This is a genomic window from Vibrio orientalis CIP 102891 = ATCC 33934 (assembly GCF_000176235.1).
GTDB classification, from domain to species: domain Bacteria; phylum Pseudomonadota; class Gammaproteobacteria; order Enterobacterales; family Vibrionaceae; genus Vibrio; species Vibrio orientalis.
On the sequence record NZ_ACZV01000005.1, the window covers coordinates 816,323 to 835,210 of the forward strand.

Genomic DNA, 18,888 nt, shown 5'->3' on the forward strand with positions numbered 1-18,888 from the left:
TCAAATTTTAGCGAACCCAGTGCTGATTGGATCAGCGTCGTAGGGAGCAGGAAGCCAATGTTACCAAGATTACATTCTCAGTCGGATGTGGATCCGATTGTACTCACCTTTCTAAAAGAACTCGAAGCCGCTGGTTTTAAAGGCGACATTGAAAGTCAGTTTTCTAGTCGTTTAGCGGTTGCCACGGATAACAGTGTTTATCAGCAACTACCTCAAGCGGTTGTTCACCCCAAATCAACGCAAGACGTGGTACTCATCGGTAAGTTGAGTAATGACTCCCAGTATGAACGAATTACTTTTTCTCCTCGCGGTGGCGGTACTGGTACCAATGGTCAATCTTTGACCAAAGGTATTGTGGTTGATTTGTCGCGTCACATGAACAAAGTCCTTGAAATCAATGAAGATGAAGGCTGGGTTCGTGTTCAAACGGGTGTGATAAAAGATCAGCTCAATGATGCGGTTCGGCCATATGGGTACTTTTTCTCTCCTGATCTTTCAACCAGTAATCGCGCAACACTTGGCGGTATGATCAATACTGATGCATCCGGTCAAGGCTCGCTAAAGTACGGCAAAACCTCTGACCACGTCCTTTCGTTGCAAGCGGTGTTTGCGGATGGCTCGACCATTGAATCTGACTTATCTCGCGGTCTGCCGGAAGAGGGAGAGTATGCTTTTACTGCTTACCATACGACAGAGAAAGTATGTCGCGAAAAACGAGCGAAAATTGATGAGAAATTTCCGCCCCTCAATCGCTTTCTAACGGGTTATGACCTCAAAAATTCTTTAGATGTAGAGCAAGACCAATTTGACCTTACTCGCGTACTGTGTGGCGCAGAGGGCTCTCTAGCCTTTATCACTGAAGCAAAGCTCAACCTTACGCCAATCCCGAAAGCACGTACCTTGGTGAACGTTAAATACAACAGTTTTGAATCCGCATTGCGTAACGCGCCGTTTATGGTTGAAGCAAAGGCATTGTCGGTCGAAACGGTTGACTCGAAAGTATTGAATTTAGCCAAGAAAGATATTGTTTGGCATACCGTCAGTGATTTACTTACCGATGTACCTGGAAAAGATATGCAGGGCATCAACATGGTCGAGTTTGCAGGACAAGATGAGCAAGAAGTCAACGCTTTGGTTGAAGCATTGAGCCAGCGCCTAGATGCCATGATGGAGAGCAATGAAGCAGGCATCATTGGTTATCAAGTATGTAGCGATGTCGCGAGCATTGGTCGCATCTACAATATGCGTAAAAAAGCAGTGGGTCTGCTTGGCGCAGCAAAAGGACGAGCAAAGCCCGTTGCCTTCGCCGAAGACACCTGTGTACCACCTGAGAACTTAGCGGACTTTATCGTTGAGTTTAGAGAGCTGCTTGATGCGAAATCACTCAACTACGGTATGTTTGGGCATGTAGATGCCGGTGTTTTGCACGTGCGTCCGGCGTTAGACTTGTGCGATCCGAAGCAAGAAGCTCTGATGCATGAACTCTCTGATGAGGTGGTCAAGCTGGTGGCGAAATATGGTGGCCTGATGTGGGGCGAGCATGGCAAAGGCTTCCGTTCTGAGTATGGTCCAGAGTTTTTTGGTGAAGAGCTGTTTACTGAGCTTCGTCGAGTCAAATCTGCGTTCGATCCACACAATAAGATGAACCCGGGCAAGATTTGTACGCCGCTAGAAAGTAACCATGAACTGGTTAAAGTGACCGATACCAAACGTGGCTACTATGATCGCCAAATCGACGTTCAAGTGCGCGACAGCTTCAAGCAAGCGATGGAGTGCAACGGTAACGGCCTATGCTTTAATTACGATACCTCGTCACCAATGTGTCCTTCGATGAAAGTGACCGCGGATAGAAGACATTCGCCAAAAGGGCGCGCAGGTATGGTGAGAGAGTGGCTCCGTCAACTAACCGACCAAGGCGTTGATATTCTTGATCTAGAGCAGCAAGCTCTGCAAGAGAGCGCGTCAATCAAGACTATGATTGACCGCGTTCGCAACAGCCTAAATAAGCGTCATGAGTATGACTTTTCTCATGAAGTGTATGAGGCGATGAATGGCTGTCTGGCATGTAAAGCGTGTGCGAGCCAATGTCCGATTAAAGTGGATGTCCCAAGCTTCCGTTCGCGCTTTTTAAATATTTACTACTCACGTTACCAGCGCCCAGCGAAAGACTATTTAGTAGCGAATATTGAAAGTATGCTGCCAGTACTAGCCAAGGCGCCTCAGTTGGTTAACGGTGCGTTAAAGCAGCAATGGGTTCAAGATCTAACGGCCAAGTCGGTGGGCTATGTGGATTCGCCACTCCTGTCTATCCCTACCTTGAGTAAACGACTCTCAGGACTCAAAGCGTTTGATCTCCAGGCTTTGGCTGCGTTGTCAAAACAAGATAAAGCCAATCACGTTGTGATCGTTCAAGACCCGTTTACGAGCTACTACGACGCTCAAGTGGTTGAAGACTTTGCGACGCTAGTGAGTAAGTTAGGTAAAACGCCAGTATTATTGCCGTTTAAGCCAAATGGCAAAGCTCAGCATGTGAAAGGTTTCCTTAAGAAATTTGCCAACAACGCGAAAAATACCGCGGCGTTCTTGCAGCAAGTGGCGGATATTAATATTCCTTTGGTCGGTGTCGATCCTGCTTTGGTGCTCTGCTATCGAGATGAGTACCAAGAAGTGCTGCAAGAGAAACGTGGTGACTTCCAAGTGTTAACAGTGCACGAATGGTTAGAGCCGAAATTGGCAGAGTTTGAACAGCAAGCGCCTAATGGTGATGAACCTTGGTACTTGTTTGCTCACTGTACTGAAAAGACCAAGATGCCAAATGCAGAGAAAGAGTGGGGAGCGATCTTCGCGCACTTTGGCGCTCGATTGGATTCCGTTCCGGTGGGTTGCTGTGGCATGGCGGGTACCTTTGGTCATGAGGTAGATAAGTTGCAGATGTCGAAAGATATTTATGGCCTAAGCTGGAAGCCAAGGCTGCAAGATTTACCTAAGGAGCGCTGCCTGGTGACGGGCTATTCTTGTCGAAGCCAAGTGAAGCGCTTTGAACAGGAAAAGGTTCAGCATCCGCTGCAAGCTTTATTGAAGATAGTATAACGTCTAATAGCTCAGCCTTTATGGTTAAGCTATTTTTATAGGTAAGTTAACTATAGGGAATGTACATGGATGTATTAGAACGAAAGATCCCACCGGTGGCGTTGTTTGTCTTATTTGTTGTTGCCATCAATCATATCAGCCATGAGTTTGTTCGTTTTACGGTAAATTTGCCGCTGAGCTTAGTGGTGTTTTTAGTCTGTTTCGTCGTGGCGGGCTTTGTCGGTATTGCCGGAGTATATGAGTTCAGACGAGCTCAAACGACGGTTAATCCGGTTAAGGTAGAGACAGCCTCAACAGTGGTCGATAGTGGCATTTTCGCCTATACCCGTAATCCGATGTACCTCGGACTCTTTCTGCTTTTGTTTGGTTTTGCCTATTGGCAGCAGAACCTTATTTCAATCGCGTTTTCTTTTACATTCATCCTCTATATGAACCGTTTCCAAATTCTTCCTGAAGAACGCGCTTTAGAAGCTTTGTTTGGTGCGTCGTATATTGATTACAAACAAAGAGTTAGACGCTGGATTTAGTCTAGATAATTTAACCTTAAATGAAAAAGCCCTGCGTTAGAAAGCAGGGCTTTGTATTTGTGTGCTGGTTAATCGACTTAAGCCATTTTCACACTTGGCAATAGTGCCTCAGGCATCAAGTGGTTATGTACCGCTAGTTTAAGCAGTGCGTTTGCCGCTTCGATGTCGGGTGCGAAGTAACGGTCTTTATCGTAGAACGAAACTTTCTCTCTTAGGATCTGCTTCGCTTCTTCGATACGAGCCGATGACTTATTTGGCGCGCGGAAGTCTAGCCCTTGCGCGGCAGATAGGTACTCGACCGCAAGAATGCCACGGGTGTTTTCGGCCATGTCACGTAGACGGCGACCTGCGAAAGTTGCCATGGATACATGATCTTCTTGGTTGGCTGAGGTTGGTAAACTATCAACCGAAGCTGGGTGAGCCAGAGTTTTGTTTTCGCTCGCCAGTGCCGCAGAGGTTACCTGAGCAATCATAAAGCCTGAGTTAACGCCGCCGTTGTCTACCAAGAACGGTGGCAGTTTCGAAAGGGCACTGTCAATCAGCAGGGCCATACGACGCTCTGACAGACTGCCTACTTCAGCAATCGCCAAGGCGAGGTTATCTGCTGCCATTGCGACAGGCTCGGCGTGGAAGTTACCGCCAGAGATAATATCGCCATCTTCAGCGAATACTAGCGGGTTATCCGACACTGAGTTTGCTTCAACTTGCAAGATATCTGCGGAATTACGAATTTGCTGCAAACATGCGCCCATTACCTGAGGCTGACAGCGCAGTGAGTATGGGTCTTGAACCTTTTCACAACCCGTGTGTGATTCACCAATATCACTGTTGATATCGAGTAGGTGGCGATACGCTGCAGCGGCATCCATTTGTCCACGATGGCCACGTACGCGGTGAATACGCGGATCGAATGGACGACGACTTCCAAGTGCTGCTTCCACTGACATCGCGCCACACACTGTTGCGGACGCGAACAGATCTTCTGCTGCAAACAGGCCTTCTAATGCAAAAGCAGTCGATGCTTGAGTGCCGTTTAGAAGCGCTAGGCCTTCTTTTGGCGCAAGGGTGATCGGTTCAAGGCCAGCAATCTTAAGAGCTTCAATACCTGAAATGATTTTGCCGTTATGACGCGCTTCTCCTTCACCAAGTAATACCGTACTCATATGGGCAAGAGGTGCTAAATCACCCGACGCGCCAACTGAGCCTTTTTGCGGCACACATGGGTAGACTTGCGAATTAACTAAGTCGATCAGCGCTTGAATCACTTTTAGGCGAATGCCGGAGTAACCACGTGACAAGCTATTGATTTTCAACACCATCATAAGTCTGACGGTTTCATCAGACATAAACTCACCAATACCCGCGGCGTGTGACAGTACGATACTTTTTTGTAGCGTTTCCAAGTCCTCAGGGGCAATACGCGTGTTAGCTAATAGACCGAAGCCAGTATTAATACCATAGACAGTGCGATCTTCTGCGATTACTTGCTCAACTACTTGCGTGCTTTCTTCAATCGCTGGTACCGCCTCTGAGTCAAGGGTGAGATTGATTGGCGAGCGGCTCACTTGACGCAGTAAGGCTAGGTTAAGTTGTCCCGGCTTAAGTGTGAGGTTTAACATCTTCATAATCCTTATTTAAGCTTACGCAGTTCTTCGTTTAGCATCGGTAGGTCAAGACCTTGCTCTGCTGCACATTGTTTAGCAATATCATAGCCAGCGTCCGCATGGCGCATAACGCCAGTTGCAGGGTCGTTATGCAGAACGCGAGCAATACGTTCTGATGCATCTTGGCTACCATCACAACAAATTACCATACCTGAGTGCTGTGAGAAGCCCATACCAACGCCGCCACCGTGGTGTAGAGAAACCCAAGTAGCGCCGCCAGCGGTATTTAGTAGTGCGTTCATTAGCGGCCAGTCAGAAACAGCGTCTGAACCATCCATCATCCCTTCTGTTTCGCGGTTAGGGCTGGCAACCGAACCTGAGTCTAAGTGGTCACGACCAATCACCACTGGCGCTTTTAGCTCGCCATTTTTAACCATTTCATTGAAGGCTTGGCCTAGGCGCTCACGATCTTTTAAGCCAACCCAGCAGATACGTGCAGGCAAACCTTGAAAATGAATACGTTCACGCGCCATATCTAGCCAGTTATGTAGATGCGGATTGTCTGGGATCAGCTCTTTCACTTTTTGGTCTGTTTTGTAGATGTCCTCTGGGTCACCAGACAGTGCAGCCCAGCGGAATGGACCAATACCTTCACAGAACAATGGACGAATATAAGCAGGAACGAAGCCGGGGAAATCGAAGGCATTCTCGACGCCTTTTTCTAGAGCCATCTGACGGATGTTGTTGCCGTAATCGAGGGTCGCTGCACCGCGCTCTTGTAGAGCCAGCATCGCTTTGACTTGGATTGCCATAGACTCTTTTGCTGCGTCAACGACCATAGCTTCATCTTTTAGGCGCATGTCTGCGGCATGTTCCATCGACCAGCCAATTGGTAGGTAGCCGTTAAGCGGATCGTGTGCTGAGGTTTGGTCAGTCACAACATCAGGGGTAATGTTACGTTCTACCAGTTCAGGGAATATATCCGCTGCGTTACCCAGTAGACCAACGGAAACCGGCGTTTCTGATTCATAGATAATCGCTAATGCTTCATCTAGGCTGGTTGCTTTTTTATCGACATAGCCAGTGCGTAAACGGTAATCGATACGTGATTCATCACACTCAACCGCAATCATAGAGAAGCCTGCCATTGTTGCAGCAAGAGGCTGAGCGCCGCCCATGCCACCAAGACCACCGGTTAGCACCCAACGGTTTTTGGCTTCACCATCAAAGTGCTTTTTCGCTACCGAGACGAAGGTTTCGTATGTGCCTTGAACAATGCCTTGTGAACCAATGTAGATCCAGCTGCCAGCGGTCATCTGGCCGTACATCATCAGACCTTGTTTATCGAGCTCATTGAAGTGTTCCCAATTCGCCCAGTGAGGTACAAGGTTAGAGTTAGCAATAAGTACGCGAGGGGCATTCTTATGAGTTGGAAAAACGCCAACAGGTTTTCCTGATTGAACCAACAGTGTTTGATCATCTTCTAGGCGTTCAAGTACTTCGACAATCTTGTCATAACACTCCCAGTTACGGGCTGCACGGCCAATACCACCATAAACAACCAATGAGTGCGGGTGCTCCGCGACGTCAGGGTCTAAGTTGTTCATCAGCATTCGAAGCGGTGCTTCAGTTAGCCAAGATTTCGCTCTCAAGGTGGTACCGTGTGGGGCACGTATAGTCCTTGTGGTATCGAGACGCATATCCTCTACTTGGCGCTGTGTCATGGTAAAACTCCTTGTGGTTCACGTTATTCAGACAAATAGGGGTCTTTGATGCTGATGCATCCTATTCACTGCCCACTATTTGGTTGATTGTTATTTTTCTGAAAAGGCGTTAGCGATATCCCAGCATAAACGTGCGGCGAGACGGGCGGTTTGGCTGTCTACGTCGTACGTTGGGTTGTACTCTGCGATATCTGCGAGGGCCAGTTTTTGTTTGTAATGTAAAATTCGGTCGATAAAAGGGGCGATAGTATCAATGCTCACACCGCGCGCAGCAGGTGCACTGACACCAGGGGCTGTTGCGGCGGGGAAAACGTCTAAGTCGATGGTGAGATAGATAAAGTCACAATTGTCGATAAAGTGCTGCAACTGAGTTAAGTGGTAGACCTGATTGAGCGGCGTGAGTTCTTTATCCTCTATGTACCAGACGTTCAACTCATCTGCGCGTTTGAAAAGTGCCTCAGTGTTGCTTGCTTTACTCACACCTAAACAGGCGTAGTGGAACGGCCAGTCTTTCTCGGAGCAGTATTTTTGAATTTGGTTAAATGGGGTCCCTGAGCTCGGTTTAACATCGGCACGCTCACTTTCAAAAGCGCGTAAATCGAAATGCGCATCGAAGTTGATAATGCCAATTTTGGGTGGCTTGGCTGGGTTAATATACTCAAAGTAGCGCGCTAAACCTTGGAACGATGCCCATGCGACTTCATGTCCGCCACCTAAGGTAATGACAGGGGTCGACTTTAGCGCTGTGGCGATGACGTCGGCACACTGCTCTTGGCTTTGCTCGAGTAAATCATCATCACATATGACGTTACCCAAGTCGATGAGGTGACTCTCTTTATGCCATGCCATGTTAGCCAGAGCGCGGCGAATTAAATCCGGAGCACGGTGAGCACCGATACGGCCTTTATTGCGAGCAACGCCAGCGTCACAACAAAACCCAAGGAGACTAATGGCGTTGTGGTAAGGCTGTAACTCACTGACTTGCATTTGTCTTACGACATGGTGAACGCGTTTGCCTTGCGCGCCATCCTCTGCGTCGTGGCGACCTTGCCAATGAAAATCTTGGCTTGTTGTCATTTGATTAGACATGATCTAATTCTCCGGCCACAAGGCGCGCAGAAAGTCGAGGTGCGCCCTGGAAATAGCTAAACTCGGCGGGGTGAGAGACATCCCAGATTGCCAAATCGGCATCAAAACCGGTGGCGATTTGACCTCTCGTTGCTCCATAGCCGAGCGCCTTGGCTGCATTTGCGGTGACACCGCGTAGCGTTTCTTCTGGTGTCAGACCAAACAAAGTGCAACCCATATTCATCATCATAGTCAAATCTGCAAACGGTGATGTGCCGGGGTTCAAATCTGTCGCGATTGCCATTGGAACTTGGTGTTGGCGCAGCAAGTTGATAGGCGGAAGTTGAGTTTCTTTAAGAAAGTAAAATGCACCCGGTAAAAGTGTCGCGACCGTATTTGATTTGGCGAGAGCTTTAACACCTTCTTCATCCAAAAACTCGATATGATCGGCAGACAGGCCTGAATAGCGCGCAGTAAGCGCTGTCCCACCCAAGTTAGATAATTGTTCAGTGTGGCCTTTTACGTTTAAGCCGTGTTCGACGGCAGCTTGAAAGACTTTTTCTGTTTGGGATAGGTTGAAGCCAATGGACTCACAAAAAACATCGACGCTGGTGGCTAGCTGCTCTTCAGCGACAAAAGGGATGATTTCGTTACAGACTAAATCGATGTAATCATCGGCGCGGCCAGCATACTCAGGAGGCAGGGCATGGGCTGCAAGAAGTGTCGTAGAAACGCGAATCTTTCTATGCGCTTCTAGCGCTTTTGCAGCGCGTAGCATTTTGATTTCGTCATTGATGGTTAAACCATAGCCTGACTTTACTTCAACACTGGTCACGCCGGTTTGAATTAAGCCATCTAGCCTTGGCAACGCGAGCTCGGTTAATTGCTCTTCACTGGCTTGGCGAGTCGCTCTAACCGTAGAAAGAATACCGCCGCCTTGTTTGGCTATTTCTTGGTAGGGAACACCGTTAAGGCGCTGTTCAAACTCGTCCGCTCGGCTACCGGCAAAAATGAGGTGGGTGTGACAATCAATAAAGCCGGGTGTGACCAGTTTACCTTGGCAATCGTAAGTGTTTTGGGATTCGATTGGCTGTTGCGATACTGCGGCTATACGCCCATCTTTGATCAGTAAATGGCATAGAGGGGAGAGGACGTAGCCATCTTGGCCTGGTGTCATTGAGACGACTTTGGCGTTCGACAAAACGAGATCACTGCAAAAACTCATATCGGTTGCTCTGATTTAAATGTATATACAATTATTCGTTCAAATCAGTCAATTGATCAAGTTTAATGTTGCGAAAATGTGATCAGTAAAAAGTATGAAATTCTTTATCAGAGCAAAACTTTAGAGCTTAATTTGTATCTAGTGCCCGGATGGTAGAGTAATGCGGTGCTAACTAGGCGTTCGTCGCTCCAAGTTCGACGATTAAGTAGTAAGCAGGGTTCGTTGATAGCCAGTCTGAGTGCAGAGCGGACTGCGTCATCAGCAACGATCGCTTCAACAGTATGTTCAATCGCACTGAGAGGACAGTTTTCTGAAAGATATTGGTTGGGCGTCATTTGCGAGAAATCTTGCTCTAGGTAGTTCGGCGCGTAGCTTGCGTTGACCCAGCGAAGTTCGAGTTGGATAGGGGACTTATCTTCAAAGTGAATGATTTCACTATAAAAAATTTCACTGCCTAGCATGACTCCAAGCTTCATCGCCACTGTGTCATCAGCAGTGAGCGAAACCTGCTTAATTACTTTGCTGCTGTATTGTTTGCCGCGTTGCTCAACTTCTTTGGCAATGTTACGAATATCGAGTAGTGGCGACTCAGCTTTGTCGTCAGGGGTGCAAACAAAGGTACCTAGCCGAGGACGCCTTACTAAGCGGCCTTCAGCAACCAAATCTCGAATCGCTTTATTGACCGTCATTCGACTGACCTTAAACTGTTTAGTCAGCTCTAGCTCAGTAGTAATGCGATGTCCAACCGGCCATAGACCCTGATCGATCTGATCGGAAATAAATTGCTTAATCTGCAGGTAAAGAGGCGAACTACTCATAAAATCATTTTCTTTATATTTGACTATACAAATGGTTATACATTTATGTGATTAATGCAAGAGATGCGGCTGAAGGGATGGCTAAATCTTTCGAGTGTGCACGTTTTTTCACCATACGGCTCGAAAGCGCTTGCATAAATGACCTCATCAAGATAAATCATTAAGCATAATAAATCATAAGGACAATTTATGTTTGGAAAGTTAAAGGCATCTTTGGGAATTGGCGCAGCGAAAGTCGATACGGTTTTAGACAGTATGTCAGTCTTTCAAGGTGACACTTTAAAAGGCACGGTTCATATCAAAGGTGGTGACGTTGAGCAGCAAATTGACGCGATTAACTTAAAACTGTGTACAGAAGTGAAAGTTGAAAGTGATGAAAGCACCAGTTACCAAGACTTCATTATGGGTACACTTCAAGCGGTGCAACCGTTTGTCATTCAGCCAAATGAAACAAAACAAGTGCCTTTTGAATTCAGATTGAATGATGAAACGCCGATTACAGCGTTAAATGTTCTGAAAAATTTGTGTCACGTCTGGGTAGAAACCACGCTTGATATTGATTTCGCTATCGATCCTAAAGATCGTGACTTTGTGGAAGTAAAACCATTGCCAGTCGTGGCGAAAGTACTGTCTGGTATTGAACAATCCGGTTTTGCGATGGTGAAAGCGGATGTTGAGAAAGGACAACTGCGTGGTGGTAACTTCTCTTCTAAGTCTGGTTGTTACCAAGAAATTGAATTCCGCAGCAATGGGTTTATCAACCGCAAAGAAATTGAACTGTCATTTATTCTTGATGGCAATCTCGTACATTGCTTAGCGGAAGTGGATCGCTCATTTAGCATGAGAGGCGACCAATACGTCTCTTTCTCGTTAGCAAAAGATGCCTCTGACAGTGAAATCAACTCGGTGGTAAATCGCATCTTGTCTATTTAGCCTCATTAGCGCCAAAACGATAGCGAAACGCGACACCAAATGCGATATCGGTACTGTTGTCAGCGTTAAACATATTCTCTACCGCAGTGAGTTCCACTGCGGTATTTTTGAGTGTGTAACGATAGCCGTAAGTAAACTCGGTTGAAGGTTCAGAGAACTCGCCATCATCATCCGTGACACCTTGTAATACTGCTATCTGCGCGATGAGCGTGTGCCTGTCGTAGAGGTGATAGCGGTAACTTGCGCCAACCATCCAAGTGCGATCTCGATATGGCATTTGTTCAAATACAGTCGGTGTGTTGCGAAAGGTAACGGCAGCGGTAGCGTCTAATGAATGGGCGCCGCGAACATAGCCATAGTTAATCTGGATTGCTTGTTCAAAATCTGATGAACTGAAGATGCCATGAGAAGTGTCATTGTAATAGAGTGAAAATCCAAACGACGCCCCGTGGTGGGGTAGAGTATAAAGCTGGTATTGAAGATAGCCGGTCAGAGCATGGCTTAACGTTTCTCCCCTAAATCCCTCTAGCTGAATCCCATATTCAGGCATATCAATTACAAAGCGATGATTTTCGACGTTATCGCGGCCATTTTGTTCTAAACCAAAAAACTCGTGAAACTTTTTGGTCGGGCTATCAAGATGATTATTGCCAGCGTAATTCCAACGATAATGAACATCCAACTGCCAGTTTGAGTTCAACTGCCATTTAGCCCCGAGAGCAATTTGGTTTTGATAATAGTCGAGCTCATAGTGTTCGGTTACAGCCCAGATACTCGATATTACCCCAGCGCTGTAAATCTCATAGTGTGAGGTCGGCAGCGAAAAGCCAGAGCGAAGTTGCGGAGAGAGATTATTGGTATGAAAGGGTGATTGAGTGTAACCCTGCACTGGGCCAAAACCGTCGTCAGAGAAGCCTTTGGCAGGCATTAGGAGGCTAGCAAACGCAGTGAATAATCCAGCGTATACTCGCATGCTTACCTCCAAACTTTTTATTAACTCTTTTGTCAAAAGTTAGTTCATAAGTTTAGGGGTTGCGAAAAATTACGGCCAATCGAAGGGAAGGATTGGCCTTAATAAGTGTTTACGCAGCGCTTAGGTGAGTAGTGATGTAGGGCTGCCAAGCATTTTGATACAGCTCTTTAGACTCTCGGCGCATATTACGAATTTGCGCTTGTTCAATCTCGTTGAAATCACGTGATTCGATGGCAGCGGTACGCTCGATTTTTTGAATTCTTTCGTAAATGGCATGCTCTGGGCCACTTTTCACATCAGCAATGGCTTTTAAGTGGATCTGAACTTCAGCGACCAGATTCGTTTTAGGCAATTGCACTAAGAGGTTAAGGTCGCGATAACCGGAAGCTGCTGGTTTCTTGAAGCGATTTTTGACTTTGACGATGGTGGTTTCGCGGTTTAGCACTTCATAAGCTGACATCAAGCCTTCAATATCATCCGCTACAATAGTTGCGCGGGCTAGGTCAGTAATGCGTTCTGTCTGACCATCCAGTTCGTAGGCGATTTTTTCTTTCGCACGCTCAGAAGATTTTACGCCAGCAAAATATGCCTCGGTTGAAGTTAATAGCGCAGTGCTTTTACATAGAGTTTCTAGCTCGGCTTGAGCTTGGTGCGCTTTGCTGTAAAGCACATCGAAATCAGAATAGGGTTGTACTGGTGAAGACGAAATAGATTGAATGCCGTACAGGCCGCTTAGGTTATGTTTGAATGCTTTCGAGCAAACCTCGTTCTGGTTAGTTGAACGGTTTTCCTCGTTACCTGGTGCGGGTGGAATAGCAGCAAATGCAGGGGCACGGCTGAGCATTAGAAGCATCAGGGCCGTCGTTCGCAAAAATAGGCTCATTCACTCTCCTTAGATGTTTAGGGCTTAGCTAAAAGGTGTCGAAAAAGGATTCAATCACTAGCACTACTCATCTGTACTTATTAAATGGGGCTGCTATTTATTATTCCAAGCAGCACCGCCTTGCTCTTATTCTGAACTTTGACGTCACTCTCAAAAATTCGAACACTTGTTTAGAGTTCATCGTTGAATCAAGGTTCATTGCTAACTTGTAAGCAAGTATAAACGGTCAACATGAACTTAATCTGAATAGAGTTTTCATCTTGTTGTTAAACGGGGATACCACTTGCGAACGGTTTCAGATAGGCTATGCCCACTAAAGTCAGTCAATGAGAATGATAATGAGAGATCCCGAATTTTGGCATGGTAAATGGGCGGCCAACCAGATAGGTTTCCATTTGGAAGATGTGAACCCGCTATTGATTCAATATTGGAACCACACTAAGCCAAATCACCAAGATAAAGTCTTTGTCCCGCTATGTGGTAAGTCAGAAGATTTGGTTTGGCTTGCGACGAAGCATGAAGATGTGCAAGGCGTCGAATTAAGTAACATTGCCGTTCGAGCTTTCTTTGCAGAGCATTTCTATACCCCGATGGTGATGCCAGTCAATGGTCAGCATGAGCTCTTTCAGTTTGATGAGCTGTCGATTTATACCGGCGATTTCTTTACTGCGCCGATTCAGCCAGTCGATATTGTTTACGATCGTGCGTCTTTGGTCGCACTGCCACAAGAGATGCGCGCTGAGTATGTGCAAAAAATTAAATCACTACTCAAGCCAGGCGCTCGTATATTGTTGGTAAGCTTGGATTATCAACAGTCAGAAATGGCAGGCCCTCCGTTCTCTGTGGCAGAGCAAGAGATACGTTCACTCTATTCAGAGTTCAAAGTGACCAAACTTTATCGTGATGAAGCGGGTGATGATCATCCAAAGATTGCCAAAAAAGGGTTATCACGATTCGCTGAAGAAGTGTATCTCATCGAAGCTTAAAACAAGCACAATGAAAAAGGCCTGGTCAGTGAACCAGGCCTTTTAGTTTTAATTCGCAAAAGCGATTTAGTAGACGACTTTTACCTTTGCAGCGCTTGCTACTGCGTCTTCGATAGCTTGTTCGATAGTGTCTCGACGGGTGATAGAGACACCTAGGCGGCGTCGACCATCAATGTCAGGTTTACCAAACAGACGCACTTGCGTTTGCGGTAGTGCAAGCGCTTCGCTTAAACCATCAAATTGAATGTCGGTTGACGAGCCTTGGCCTAAAATGACAGCCGATGCCGCCGGGCCATACTGAGTAATGCCTGCGATTGGCATACCTGTAAATGCGCGCACGTGAAGGGCGAACTCAGAGCTATCTTGAGACATTAATGTGACCAAACCAGTATCGTGAGGTCGAGGGGAAACCTCATTAAAGATGACCGTATCACCCTTGATAAACAGCTCTACACCGAAAATACCGTAACCACCAAGTGCGTTTACCACCTTGCCAGCAGCATCTTGAGCGGCTTGTAACGCTTTATCAGACATCGCTTGTGGCTGCCATGACTCACGGTAATCCCCATCTTCTTGGCGATGACCAATTGGCGCGCAGAAGTGCACACCATCAACCGCGCGTACTGTAAGTAGAGTGATTTCGTAGTCAAAGTCGATAAAGCCTTCGACAATCACACGACCCGCACCAGTACGACCGCCTTCTTGAGCGTAGTCCCATGCTTTTTCAACATCTTGAGGGGCTTTGATAACACTTTGGCCTTTACCTGAAGAACTCATCACTGGTTTACATACACAAGGAATGCCGACTGCTTCAACGGCAGCAGCAAACTCTTCATAGTTATCAGCAAAGCGATAAGGTGAAGTGGTCAACTTCAGCTCTTCAGCAGCAAGGCGACGAATACCTTCTCGATTCATGGTGAGTTTGGTTGCATTAGCGGTCGGGACGACGTTGAGCCCCTTAGCTTCAAGCTTGACTAGTGTGTCTGTCGCAATGGCTTCGATCTCTGGTACGACGTAATCAGGTTGTTCTTTAGCAATGATCTCTTCTAGTGCGTTATCATCAAGCATATCTAATGTGTAACTGCGATGAGCTACTTGCATGGCTGGTGCATTTTCATAGCGATCACAGGCGATGACTTCAAGGCCAAGACGTTGACACTCAATGGCGACTTCTTTGCCAAGTTCACCAGAGCCTAAGAGCAGAACACGTGTCGAATTTTTAGCTGTCGCAGTACCAAACATAAATAACCTTAACGTTTAAGAGGAGTAATAACTGTGACGCATAATACTTAAGCTAAGATAAAAAGCAAACGTTTGCGCGGGTTGTTTAATGATTTTATCTACCAATAACGCCCCGTTAGCTTAAATGAATGAAAAGATGATTATTTTCTCGACAATACTGCTTAAGGTCTCAAGTTTTCGCTAAGATATTGATGGATTCGCATCTAAATATGGACAAATTAAGTAAAACCCAGCAATTAGAGATATAATTTTAATGAATTAAACTTTCCTTAACATTTAACTGGCTTCAGTATTCATGCAGTATGACCCGAAAAACTCAGTGAAAATCCCTATCAATACGTTGATGACAGGCATGTTTGTCACCGCCATTGAAGATAGTAAGCGAGTCAACCTAGCGAATGCTGGGCGCGTTTCGTCGCAGCAGGCGATCAAACAGTTGATTGACAATGGTATCAAGTTTGCTTGGGTTGACCCAGAATTGTCGGCAAAGGGCAGCGTGTTTAAGCCTGCCGTTGAACCAGAGCCAGAAGAAGAGACGGCTGAGGAAGTTAAGCCAGTCAAGAAGAAAAAGCTTAGCCGTTTTTCTCAACAACAGAAAGCACAAAAAATCATTCGCGATGCGAAAGGGCTAGCTCAAAAGATTCTAACCCAGACGTTTGAAGGGAAGCCTATTGAGCTAGATGAGCTCGATGTCATGGCTGACGATTTGATTGAGTCTGTGTTGCTTCATTCTGACGCGTTGCATTGTGTCTCAGCCCTGCGTAGCAAAGATGAGTATTTACTTGAGCATTCAGTGAACGTGGCAACGCTGTTAGTGACGTTTGGCAAGTACCTTGAACTGCCGAAAGAGACACTAAAGCAGATGGCGATTGGAGGCATTATTCATGATGTTGGCAAGATTAAGGTCGACGATAAAGTGCTCCATAAACCTGCAAAATTGACGGCTGAAGAGTTCGAGCACATGAAATTGCACCAAGTATTCGCAGGTGAAATTATTGTGACTGTCGATGGCTTAAGTGACGTAAGTCGAGATGTGTGCCTAATGCACCATGAAAAGCTCGACGGTACCGGTTATCCGAATGGGCTAACAGCAGACCAGCTCCCAACACATGGACGCATGAGCTGTATCGTTGATATCTATGATGCGTTGACGGCAGACCGTTGTTACAAGCAGGGGATGAGTCCGGCAGAGGCGTTTAAGATTTTGCTTAGTCTGACGCCCAACCATCTTGATAAAGAGTTGGTCTACAAATTCATTAACTGTATCGGTGTGTATCCGGTAGGAGCGATTGTGGAACTGAGTGATGGTCGAGTAGGCATAGTCTGGACCTCTAATTCGAATGAGCCACTTAAGCCAGAGATCAAATGCTTCTACTCACGAAAATATAAACGCTTTATCGATGTCGCGTTTGTCAATTTAAAGAGTTCACCAGTGAAGATTGAAAGGGCTATTGCCCAAAGTCAACTTGAGGTGGATGCCACTCGATTCTATGAAGCTTAAATATAGAATGGCTAAAAACTAAAAAGGCGCTGTTTAGCGCCTTTTCTTATAGTTCCAAATAACTCATTGGGATATCTGGGTTCAATGCTTCTAGCGTTGATTGTGTCGTCGCTAAGTGACTAATTGTCCCTTCAGACACTTCAACTAATGCAGCAGATTCAATATCTTCAAACTTTTGGCGGTCAAGCAGCAGCTGAATCAAAGCAACTTGAAGTGGTGGCAGGCTAGGGTTGAAGGCTGCATTTTCGGCGTAAGCGCCTTGATACACTTTACCATTCGCCATTTTCAGTGCGATACCACTTAGGTTATGAGTATACGGAGCATGACTGCGATTAAGAGCGGCAATGGCTAGCTGTAGCACTTCATCATCTTCTTGGCTCTGTTTGCCATGATCAATGTTAGTCATTAATGCGGACGTGATACCAAGATCTGCAGGGCCAAATGATTCAGGTAGGTACTCTTGCAATGATTTGCTGTCACGCTCAGGCAGTTGAATTTGCAATTTATCGGCGGTTGAAAGCTCGTTCATAAATTGGCGGCAATGTCCGCATGGGCTGAAGTTGATGGTGATGTCTGCAACACCTTGTTCACCCTTCATCCAAGCGTGGCTGATCGCTGACTGCTCTGCGTGTACGGTTTGACCTAACTGCACACCATCAAACTCAACGTTAGCACCGAAATACAGTTTACCTGATAGACCACGAACAATCGCACCAACATAAAAGTTAGACAGTGGTGCGTACGAGTAAGCAGCCGCGAATGGAAGTAGCGCGACGCGAAGCTCTGCGTCTTCAAGGCCTGAAATGGCTAACAGCTGTTCAAATTGCTCGGAAGAAAGCGTCGCGTCAAAATCGTCAGCAAGAAGGATAGGAGATAGGAAATCTGCTACGTTTTTTGGCGCTTCAGCTAACGCCTGTTCAATGCGGCTTCTCATAGTGAATCCTTTAAATAACTAAATTGATATCTTTGAGTTTAGAGCGTGAATGCAGGCAATAAACCACGATATTGGTATTACATTTTAGGTAAAACGAAGAATACTTCAGAGATATAGATCACACATATAAATGTAACGATTGATTGAATTACATAATTAGAGTGAGCTCACACATGATAACGATTGCATTGAATCATTTCGTGATATGTATCGAGCTGCAATACGCAACTCGATACATTTTAGTTAGGCAGATAGCCATACTGCGAGGGTAAAGAACGACGGCGCTAGGATAGAAGTAATGACGCCACAGACCACTAACGCAAGTGAGCTAAACGCTGCATCTTGGGGATCTTTCTCAGCGCAAGTTGCGGTACCTAGGGCGTGAGAAACGGTGCCCATGGTTAACCCTTTGGCAATAGGGTGAGTGATGTTGAGAAGATTATAGATTGGGTAAGCCATAATTGCGCCAAACAGACCAACAATCAGTACCAAGATCGCTGCAATCGCTGGCTCACCGCCTAAGTGGCTAGAGACTTCCATTGCAATCGGGGTGGTCACCGATTTACCTAATAGGCTGGCAATTAACGAAATATCCGCTTTCAGGTAGACAGCAATCATCGATGCGGTGAACATCGACATCACACTGCCGACACCACACGCCAACATGATAATTCGCCAGTTGGCGCGGATCTGCGGCAACTGTTCATAAAGTGGAAACGCCAACGCAACGACAGCCGGCTGGAGCAGATAGTTAATCCATTGGTTGTCAGCATAGTAGGTTTCGAACGGCACTTTTAAGTAAGTCAGGATCGGGATAATGACCGCAATGCTGACTAACAGTGGGTTCATAAATGGGCTATTAAACTTCTGGCAAAGCCAACGAGCGGCAAAGAAGACAGCAATTGTAACCAGTAACCACATTATTTTTGCCCTCCTTTAAGCATGCGATCCAGCATTAAGCCGAGTAGGACTAAAACAATTAGCGTACCACCAACAGCGCTGGCTAAAATTGGCAGAGCGTTAGCAATTAACATATCAAAATGCTGCATCAGTCCGACACTGATAGGGACAAACAACAACACCATGTAGCGAATGAATAAGGTCGCACCTGGCTTAACCCAATCAGATGGGACTAAGCCACTCGCCATGAGGCCGAAAAGGATCAACATACCAATGATGCTGCCTGGAATTGAAATATCGAGAAGGTGTTGAATGTTAATGCCGGCCAACAGGCAGAGAAATATCAAGCCGATGGAGACGACATATTGAAGCAAGGTTTTCGCCATAATCTAGTGATGTCCAACTGTGAGCTTTCAGTCGGATGAAAGCTCTAATGATTTCAGAGCCTAATCCCTAGTTTTTATTAGATTGGGTGATTAG

Annotated in this window: 16 protein-coding genes; 5 read left to right on the top strand and 11 right to left on the bottom strand. The window is 46.2% G+C overall.

Translation table 11 applies throughout. From position 1 onward, the window contains the following. Positions 1–57: 57 nt before the first annotated feature. Both ydiJ and VIA_RS14600 read left to right on the top strand, forming a co-directional pair. On the top strand, positions 58–3,090 hold the full coding sequence (ydiJ, locus tag VIA_RS14595) for a D-2-hydroxyglutarate dehydrogenase YdiJ (RefSeq protein ID WP_004413798.1): 3,033 nt from the start codon (positions 58–60) through the stop codon (positions 3,088–3,090). Between the two features lie 65 nt (positions 3,091–3,155). Further along, entirely contained in the window at positions 3,156–3,617 is a 462-nt protein-coding gene (locus tag VIA_RS14600) for a methyltransferase family protein (RefSeq protein ID WP_004413801.1), read from the top strand. Positions 3,618–3,694: 77 nt separating this feature from the next. Here VIA_RS14600 and hutH read toward each other — a convergent pair whose 3' ends face one another. The 5 genes from hutH to hutC all read right to left on the bottom strand — a co-directional run bounded on the left by hutH (position 3,695) and on the right by hutC (position 10,056). Beyond that, positions 3,695–5,242, bottom strand: a complete 1,548-nt coding sequence (gene hutH, locus VIA_RS14605) for a histidine ammonia-lyase (protein ID WP_174269808.1) — start codon at positions 5,240–5,242, stop codon at positions 3,695–3,697. A gap of 5 nt (positions 5,243–5,247) precedes the next feature. Further along, entirely contained in the window at positions 5,248–6,945 is a 1,698-nt protein-coding gene (gene hutU / locus VIA_RS14610; RefSeq protein WP_004413805.1) for a urocanate hydratase, read from the bottom strand. A gap of 90 nt (positions 6,946–7,035) precedes the next feature. Continuing rightward, a complete protein-coding gene (hutG, locus tag VIA_RS14615) occupies positions 7,036–8,034 on the bottom strand; it encodes a formimidoylglutamase (RefSeq protein WP_004413806.1) in 999 nt (332 codons plus the stop codon). After that, a complete protein-coding gene (gene hutI, locus VIA_RS14620; RefSeq protein ID WP_004413807.1) occupies positions 8,027–9,238 on the bottom strand; it encodes an imidazolonepropionase in 1,212 nt (403 codons plus the stop codon). Before hutI ends, hutG begins: the two co-directional genes overlap by 8 nt. 107 nt (positions 9,239–9,345) lie before the next feature. Next, positions 9,346–10,056: a histidine utilization repressor gene (gene hutC, locus VIA_RS14625; RefSeq protein ID WP_004413809.1), complete on the bottom strand. Its 711-nt coding sequence runs from the start codon at positions 10,054–10,056 to the stop codon at positions 9,346–9,348. 189 nt (positions 10,057–10,245) lie between these two features. Here hutC and VIA_RS14630 point away from each other — a divergent pair, with 189 nt between their 5' ends. Then, on the top strand, positions 10,246–10,989 hold the full coding sequence (locus VIA_RS14630) for a sporulation protein (RefSeq protein WP_004413810.1): 744 nt from the start codon (positions 10,246–10,248) through the stop codon (positions 10,987–10,989). Here the strand turns inward: VIA_RS14630 and VIA_RS14635 are convergent. Continuing rightward, complete coding sequence (locus VIA_RS14635) at positions 10,982–11,962, bottom strand: DUF3187 family protein (protein WP_004413812.1); 981 nt, start codon at positions 11,960–11,962, stop codon at positions 10,982–10,984. The two genes, VIA_RS14630 and VIA_RS14635, sit on opposite strands and share 8 nt — an antisense overlap. Positions 11,963–12,071: 109 nt before the next feature. Further along, positions 12,072–12,845 carry a nucleotidyltransferase family protein gene (locus tag VIA_RS14640; protein WP_004413814.1) on the bottom strand — a complete coding sequence of 258 codons (774 nt, stop codon included), beginning with the start codon at positions 12,843–12,845 and terminating at the stop codon, positions 12,072–12,074. A gap of 338 nt (positions 12,846–13,183) precedes the next feature. Between VIA_RS14640 and VIA_RS14645 the strand changes: the two genes are divergently transcribed. Continuing rightward, positions 13,184–13,831, top strand: a complete 648-nt coding sequence (locus tag VIA_RS14645; RefSeq protein WP_004413817.1) for a thiopurine S-methyltransferase — start codon at positions 13,184–13,186, stop codon at positions 13,829–13,831. A 66-nt stretch (positions 13,832–13,897) separates the two neighbouring features. On the opposite strand, the gene purT is transcribed toward VIA_RS14645, so the two are convergent. Further along, positions 13,898–15,073 carry a formate-dependent phosphoribosylglycinamide formyltransferase gene (purT, locus tag VIA_RS14650; protein ID WP_004413818.1) on the bottom strand — a complete coding sequence of 392 codons (1,176 nt, stop codon included), beginning with the start codon at positions 15,071–15,073 and terminating at the stop codon, positions 13,898–13,900. Positions 15,074–15,368: 295 nt separating this feature from the next. On the opposite strand from purT, the gene VIA_RS14655 reads away from it, so the two are divergent. Then, positions 15,369–16,574 (top strand): cyclic di-GMP phosphodiesterase, encoded by a 1,206-nt coding sequence (locus tag VIA_RS14655; protein WP_004413820.1) that lies wholly within the window; start codon positions 15,369–15,371, stop codon positions 16,572–16,574. Between the two features lie 46 nt (positions 16,575–16,620). Here the strand turns inward: VIA_RS14655 and cdd are convergent, their stop codons facing one another. From cdd to VIA_RS14670, 3 genes are all read right to left on the bottom strand, one after another. Then, on the bottom strand, positions 16,621–17,508 hold the full coding sequence (gene cdd, locus VIA_RS14660; RefSeq protein WP_004413823.1) for a cytidine deaminase: 888 nt from the start codon (positions 17,506–17,508) through the stop codon (positions 16,621–16,623). Positions 17,509–17,751: 243 nt separating this feature from the next. Further along, complete coding sequence (locus VIA_RS14665; RefSeq protein WP_004413824.1) at positions 17,752–18,429, bottom strand: CidB/LrgB family autolysis modulator; 678 nt, start codon at positions 18,427–18,429, stop codon at positions 17,752–17,754. After that, the gene (locus VIA_RS14670; protein WP_004413826.1) at positions 18,429–18,794 is read right to left on the bottom strand and encodes a CidA/LrgA family protein; all 366 of its coding nucleotides are present in this window, start codon (positions 18,792–18,794) and stop codon (positions 18,429–18,431) included. Before VIA_RS14670 ends, VIA_RS14665 begins: the two co-directional genes overlap by 1 nt. Positions 18,795–18,888 lie beyond the last annotated feature (94 nt).